Annotated in this window: 5 protein-coding genes and 1 pseudogene; all 6 read left to right on the forward strand. The window is 34.7% G+C overall.

Annotated elements, in window-relative coordinates:
• Positions 1–1,289 (forward strand): hypothetical protein (locus BVU99_RS24655; RefSeq protein ID WP_099817767.1); only part of this gene is annotated, 1,289 nt, incomplete at its 5' end.
• A 186-nt stretch (positions 1,290–1,475) separates the two neighbouring features.
• Positions 1,476–1,816 (forward strand): annotated as a pseudogene (locus BVU99_RS24660) (transposase); the annotation flags it as partial.
• A gap of 246 nt (positions 1,817–2,062) precedes the next feature.
• Positions 2,063–2,365 carry a multiubiquitin domain-containing protein gene (locus BVU99_RS24665; RefSeq protein ID WP_099817671.1) on the forward strand — a complete coding sequence of 101 codons (303 nt, stop codon included), beginning with the start codon at positions 2,063–2,065 and terminating at the stop codon, positions 2,363–2,365.
• A complete protein-coding gene (locus tag BVU99_RS24670) occupies positions 2,335–2,745 on the forward strand; it encodes a multiubiquitin domain-containing protein (protein WP_210403916.1) in 411 nt (136 codons plus the stop codon). The genes BVU99_RS24665 and BVU99_RS24670 overlap by 31 nt, the downstream gene beginning before the upstream one ends.
• On the forward strand, positions 2,720–3,913 hold the full coding sequence (locus tag BVU99_RS24675; protein ID WP_047740634.1) for a ThiF family adenylyltransferase: 1,194 nt from the start codon (positions 2,720–2,722) through the stop codon (positions 3,911–3,913). Before BVU99_RS24670 ends, BVU99_RS24675 begins: the two co-directional genes overlap by 26 nt.
• The gene (locus tag BVU99_RS24680) at positions 3,910–4,317 is read left to right on the forward strand and encodes a DUF6527 family protein (protein ID WP_071844519.1); all 408 of its coding nucleotides are present in this window, start codon (positions 3,910–3,912) and stop codon (positions 4,315–4,317) included. Before BVU99_RS24675 ends, BVU99_RS24680 begins: the two co-directional genes overlap by 4 nt.
• Positions 4,318–5,016 lie beyond the last annotated feature (699 nt).

The raw sequence follows: 5,016 nt of genomic DNA on the forward strand, positions 1-5,016 counted from the left end.
CACCAAATAATTTTATAAAAGATCAATTCTCTGAAATGCTTAGAATTGTATTCTTTTTGCCCGAAAAACATTCCTTCGATGTTAAGAAAAAATCCATTAATATAATGGAGGAAATTAAATACCTAGATAACTCGTTAGCTATACAAAGAAGAGATATTGAAATAGCTAAAGAGGCTAATAAAGATAAAGATATAGAATCTATCGATAATTCAATTATAGATCTAAAAAATGAACTTTCAGTATTGAAAAATAGTAAGTCATTGAAGAATGATTCCCTTCATAGCATTGATGAAATTATAAGAAGACAAAAAGAAAACTTGAGGGATTTAAACGAAGAACTGAGTTTTATCGCTAGAAGAGAGTCTTCATTAGTTCAGATAATGAAAGAAATTAATACAGAGATCAATACGTTAAACCTTAACGAAGAAGCTAAAAGAATATTTCGTTCTTTTGAAGAAATATGTCCGTCTCTTGATTGTAAAATGTTTTCGCGTAGTTCGGAAAGTTATGCAAAACATCTCTTATATCTTAAAGATCAAATCAAGGATATTGAAAGAAGCTTGAATTTGGATGGAGGACGATATGATCAAATCACACAAGAAATAGCTTATGTTAATAAAACTGTCGAAGACCTCAACTCTATGAGAAATGGAATCATAGAAGAAGAGGACCTCTCATCAGTAATTGATGCAATTTCTTCAATAACATCTATGTTGTTTAAATTACAGTTAGAAAAAAGTGAGTTACATAAAATATCAATTTTGGAGGATAAGTATGTCGAAATGCTTAATAAGCGGGAAAATGCGCTAGATAAACTGGAGGGGTTAGGTAAAAATAGACAGTCAATACCACGGCTAACGCGGGTTAAATCTACATTGAGAGAAAAGTACATCAGTTGGCTAAAAGTTTTAAAAACCCCAAACATAGATTTTAATATATCATTTGAGCAAGATTTTAGCCCTGTTCTAGGTTTTGAAACTTTAGAGCAACTCAAAGGAAGTACAAAAGTAAGAGCTATACTTGCTTATCGTAGTGCATTAATTGAAAGCATGCTTGAATTAGAAAATAAATCGTTCATGTTTGCAATATTCGATACGCCTAAACAGCATGAGATACATTACGAAGATATCAATAATTTCATTTTTAATTTGAAGAAGTTATCTCAAAAGTTTAATTTTCAATTTATATTCTCTTCCACAGAGTATAAGTATTTAGGTGATGAAAATGATATTTTGCTTACACCAAAATATCCTGGTGAACAGCATGAAATGTTTTTAAGAAGATACTAGTTTAATTTTTTCATGCCGTTTATTACGGCATGTGTCATTTTATTATGGCAAGTTATATATAATGATATGAGCACCTCCTTAAGCATCCCTGCAAAACGAATCATCCACTTTTAGAGATCTTCCGACAGCCGGATTATGTTCCCTGAGGACATCGCTATGCGTTGAACCCTATTCACGGAACACCAGATCATCGCCGTTTTGAAGTACGTCAAAGCCGTACGTGCTGTCAAGTATTTCTGCTGTGAAGCAGGCATATCTGTGGCCTCGAACTACAACTGGGAAGCTAAGTACAGTGGGATGGAAGCCTCTGATATCAAAAAGATGAAAGGCCTTGAGGATGAAAACCGTCGTCTCAAAAGGATGTTTGCCGAGCTTGGTCGTGAATATGGGGCACTGAAAGATGTCATCGAAAAAAGCTTTAAAACCAACGATAAAACGTGAACTTATGGGCTATCTGATCGCAAAAATTTGGCATGAGCATCTGCCGGGCATGCAGGAAGTTATCACTGAGTAGGGCAGTCTATTTTTAGCAGCCCGAACCCCCACCTAAATCCTCTCTTAGAAAAATTATTTGTCAGCAAGATGTAAATACTAATCGAAATTCGATTTTTAATCTTCATTCTTCAAAAATAATTGTTAAAAAACAATTGCTTATAAAAATAATCTTAATTATTTCATGTTTACTTGACTGTCGTAATTTTCGGTAATAAATTGAAACATGAATTCGATTTAAAAAGTCAATGATGATTCCTCCTAAAAAAGATAGGTGAAAAATGAGTAACAATAACTACGTTGTTAAAATTTCCGATGATAAATTTGAATTTAGTGATTTCACCTTTGACGATGCCAAAGTTACAGGTGGAGAGTTGGCTGATGTTTTTGGTGTGCACCCAGTTGAAAATTATAGGGTTTATCAGCAGGTAAAAAATTTAGAGCTGGAAGAATTAAGGCCTAATGAAAAAATAGATATTTCCAGCCCTAGCGATATTTATATCATAGAAGGCGATGCTAGTTATAATTTTACTGTTGATGGTCTCAACTTGGTTTGGCCGAGGGCAATCAGGGGGGGGATATAAAGAAACTTATCAAAAAAAACTCAAGCGATTTCGATCTATTTTTAGAGTATAAGGATGAGGCTGATCAAATAGTTAATGATGATAGGCTTATAGATATTACCCAACCCAGTGTTGAACGCTTTTATACTAAAAAGAAGCCTGACTTATCATTTGATATTTTTGTAGAAGGAATTTTACATAAGTGGTACAAAAAAGAAATTAGTTATGAAGAGGTAGTCACATTGGAAGTGCCTGATTACGCTACCCACCCTGAAATAACGTATTCTGTTAAATATAAAAAAGGTCCAGGGGTAAAGCCTGAAGGCATTCTCACTAAAGGCGCTATCATTAATGTAAAAAACGGGATGGAATTCAATGTTTCAGAAACTGGTCAGTCATAATCAAGACTTAAACTTGTTAGTTGAAAAAGGTTATGCGGTAAGCTTCGATAGTAATTATCTGATAATTAGAGATATTCCTTACTTAAATGAAAGTAAGGAATTATTGTACGCTGCATTTATATGCAAAATCGTATATAAAGACGCAGAAACTGTTATGCAAGAAGATCATCAGGTTTTTTTTACCGGAGAATCTCCTTGTGATGTAAACGGCATGTTGATCCCGAATTTAGCAGACCGTCCTGCTACATTAACATTAAGCGAAAATTGTACAGATTTAATAGTTCAAAGACAATTTTCAAATAAACCCTATGTAAAAGGGGTACCTGGCAACTTTGAAAATTTTTTTAAAAAAATTGAAAGCTATACATCAATAATATCTGGACCAGCTATGGAATTATACAATGTTGATCCTTATACCTTTAATCATAAAATTGATATAGAAGAAAATAGCGTTTTTAAATTCCAAGATACTTTAACGAGCAGAGCCGAAATAGTTGAGTTGTCGAATAAATTTAAAAGTGAAATTGTAGCAATTATAGGGCTAGGGGGCACTGGTTCTTATATTCTTGATTTTTTGGTCAAGACTCCAGTCAAGGAAATAAGGGGGTTCGATTTCGACGATTTCTTCATTCATAATGCTTTCAGGTCTCCTGGGAAAACGGAAAATACCGAGTTTAAGAAAAAGAAAAGCACTGTATATCAGGAGCGATATGATAATTTCAGACATGGAGTTTTCCTTAAAACACAGAAGATTGGTACAGAATCATTAGAGTTACTACAGGGAGTGACTTTTGCTTTTGTCTGTGTAGATAATGGGGAGTCAAGAGCAGAGATATTTGAAGCATTAATTAGTTTAGGAATACCTTACATTGATGTTGGCATGGGCTTATCTAAGAAATCAGGAACCTTAAGCGGAATGATAAGAACTACTTACTATCCGGAGGGGAGCGCCCAAGAAGTGTTGGATAAAAATCTTTCTGACTTATCTAAACAAAGGGATAATTTATATCGCACTAATATTCAAATCGGCGAGCTCAATGCATTGAATGCCTGCTTGGCAGTTATAAAATTCAAGCAATATAAAGGATTTTACTCGAGTGAAGAAGACTTTTACCATACATTATTCAACATATCTGATTTGAAAATTGTATCTGAGTCAATATCATGAAAACTTTTACTATAAAGCTAGTTGAAGTTGATAGTATGCCTAGAGATCTTGAGCCAAATACCCTTTATTACTCGGAAAGATTTGGTACGGCATCTCATTTATGTGCATGTGGATGCGGAGCAAAGATTAGAACCCCAATAGATGTCAACGAGTGGAGTATTGTTAAAACTGAGCAGGGGCCAACTTTACATCCCTCTGTAGGTAATTGGCAAAAAGAATGTAAATCTCACTATTATATTAGAAAGGGTAAGATAGTATGGTGCGGCGCTTGGACTGAAAAGCAAATCCAAGAGGGAAGGTATAGAGAGCAACAAGCCCGAATTGACCATTATAATCGCATTTACTCCAAGCAGAGCGTGTTTAATAAAATTTGGTTGTGGATTAAAGATAAACTTGGCTTATAAGATTTGGGTTTTTGAAGTATTCATGGGGGCAATTAGATTGCTCCTCCCTAATATTTTATTGTAATTTTTTTAAATTAAATATGGATGTATGGTTAATAAATTTTTTGCAAAACGCAAGCTCAAAAGGTGAACAGGCGGGGCCCTAGGTAATAGAACTCCTTAAAAAGCGGCCAGTAAAACTTGCATCGGCGGTGCTGGACAATAAAATGGCCAGAACCATTTGCTCTATTCTGCCTCACGATAAGTAGTATTTAAACCAGCCGGAAACGATGTAGCTGTTAAGGACTCAAAATCAGTAAGTCTCCTGCGATTGCTCAACTAGTCGTAAGTAATGACAAAATAGGTAAGGTCCAGGCGTACTAAACCTGAAAAATTATCGAACTCTGAGTTCGTACAAGTAACGAGACATAAGCCAGCGAAGTTCATTAGGGCTCGCGTCAGCTTAGGCTGACACAACAAGGCCGGAAATATAACTGCAATCGCCTTAATGTTGTAACCACAACTGCCTAGCACATGGGAGGTGCTTATATATAATGATATGGCTAGTCGGGAGATCAATCTAGGAGAGGGATTTTAATTTTTACTGGCTTGGAGTGACTGTTAATTATTAATTAATTCATTTTTTATATTATTTTTATGCCGACTTGTTGTTTGGATTGATTTTTCTGAATAAATTTTAATTTAGCTATCATTTGTTTT

The organism is Serratia sp. OLAL2 (assembly GCF_002752475.1).
Taxonomy (GTDB): Bacteria; Pseudomonadota; Gammaproteobacteria; order Enterobacterales; family Enterobacteriaceae; genus Serratia; species Serratia bockelmannii.